Here is a 1,932-nt window from a genome sequence, read left to right on the forward strand (position 1 = left end):
ACGGTGGTCGGCGACGAGCCGCATCTGCCCTATGAGCGCCCGCCTCTGTCCAAGGAGGCGATGGCCAGCGATGCGCCCGGGATCAAGGCGATCGCCAGCGACGCAATTCTGGCCGAGAAGTCGATCCGGCATATCCATTCCGTCCAGGCCGTCGCGATCGACCGCGCGGCGCATACTGTGCGCCTGTCGGACGGATCGGTCCTGCCTTACGACAAGCTCCTGCTGGCAACCGGTTCGACGCCGCGCAAGCTGCCGATGCCGGGCCTGGGTCCGCGCTGCGTCTATCTCAGAACCTTCGCTGATGCGCTCGCCATTCGCGCGCATCTCACCCTCGGCAACCGTATCGCCATCATCGGCGGCGGCTTTATCGGCCTCGAACTCGCCGCCGCGGCCCGCAAGCTCGGTGCCGCGGTCACCGTCATCGAGGCGCAGCCTCGCATCCTGATTCGCGGCGTGCCGGCGGAGATCGCGGAAATCATCCATGAGGCGCATGTCGCCGAGGGCGTCGACATCCTGTGCGGCGACGGCATCGCGTCCATCGCCGACGATGGCAACGAGGTGCGCACCACACTTGCCGGCGGCCGGGAAATCGTCGCCGACCTCGCGATCATCGGCATCGGCGCCGTGCCGGTGGCCGGGCTTGCGGCCGAAGCGGGGCTGACGATCGACAATGGAATTGCAGTCGATGCCGAGCTGCGCAGCTGCGATCCCGACATCTTTGCCGCCGGCGATTGCTGCTCGTTTCCGCTCGCCGTCTATGGCGGCCGCCGGGTGCGGCTGGAAGCCTGGCGCAACGCCCAGGAACAGGGCGCGCTGGCGGCCAGGAACATGCTCGGCGCCGGCGAGGCGCATGCGGCGGTGCCGTGGTTCTGGTCGGATCAATATGGTCTGTCGCTGCAGATCGCCGGGCTCTCCGACGAGGGCAAAAACACCGTGCGCCGCGATCTCGGCGACGGCGCCTTCATCCTCTTCCATCTGGCTGAAGACGGCAGGCTGGTCGCGGCCAGCGGCATCGGCCCCGGCAACGCGGTCGCCCGCGACATCAGGCTGGCCGAAATGCTGATCGCCAAGCGGGCCAAGCCGGCGCCGGAAGCGCTGGGATCACCGGATGTGAAGCTGAAGTCGTTGTTGGCCGCCTGAGCCTACGCTCCCCCTTTTTGGGGGCCGCTGCGCAGCTGCGGGATGGGAGTGCGGCACCGCCCCTGACCTTCGGTCCGACCTGCCCTACAAGGGGCAGGTAAAGGCTCTGAACCCCAGCCCTAAAACAGCGCCTTCAGCTCCGGCAGTTTGTCGTTCACCAGCCAACCATAATAATTCTCTTCCGGCAGCTTTTCGGGCTCACCGGCGGCGCGGCGCCTGTCGTTCTCCGCCTTCAACGCATAAGCGCGCTGCTCCGGATTGCCGACATTGTAGAGCGTGGCGGTCAGCCCGGGATTGCCCGAAATGTCGAAGCCGGCAATGCTTTTATAGGCATCGATCGATTTCCTGATCGTCGCGGCGACGTAGGGCAGCGTCAGGTCGGGATCCATGATGGTCTTGTAGACCGAATTGGGATCGCCGACGTCGAGCTTGGGCAGGCCCGAAACCTTGTGCACCAGATCGCTCATCTGCAGGGCGGTCAGCGGATTGAGCTGGCCGAGGCCGAAGGTCTGGCCGGCATAATAAGGCTGGAAGAAGGTGGCGCCGAAGCGGTCGTCGGGAAAGCTGGTCCCGCCGACCGACTTGCCGCGAAACGAACGGTTCCACACCTGTTCGCGGCATTCCCACAGATCGTAGCTGTCGGACATCCCCGCGCATTTCTTGAATTCCGGCCGCTGCACGAAGTCGGTGATGTCCTCGCCGTCATAGGCGAAGGACAGCTTGCTGGAGAGATAGGAGATCGCCTTGACATAGTAGGTCTGCAGCCGGTCATAAGCATCGACATTGTAGGTG

The 1,932-nt window shown here is 65.1% G+C and carries 2 protein-coding genes; one reads left to right on the top strand and one right to left on the bottom strand.

Translation table 11 applies throughout. The annotated features are described in order from the left end of the window. Window positions 1-1,140 (top strand): FAD-dependent oxidoreductase (locus tag EN884_RS34515; protein ID WP_128361062.1); only part of this gene is annotated, 1,140 nt, incomplete at its 5' end. A 119-nt stretch (window positions 1,141-1,259) separates the two neighbouring features. On the opposite strand, the gene EN884_RS34520 is transcribed toward EN884_RS34515, so the two are convergent. Further along, on the bottom strand, window positions 1,260-1,932 hold a 673-nt coding region (locus tag EN884_RS34520), incomplete at its 5' end, for a DUF1402 family protein (protein WP_128361063.1).

It is taken from the genome of Mesorhizobium sp. M7A.F.Ca.AU.001.01.1.1, from assembly GCF_004022735.1.
Taxonomy (GTDB): Bacteria; Pseudomonadota; Alphaproteobacteria; order Rhizobiales; family Rhizobiaceae; genus Mesorhizobium; species Mesorhizobium ciceri.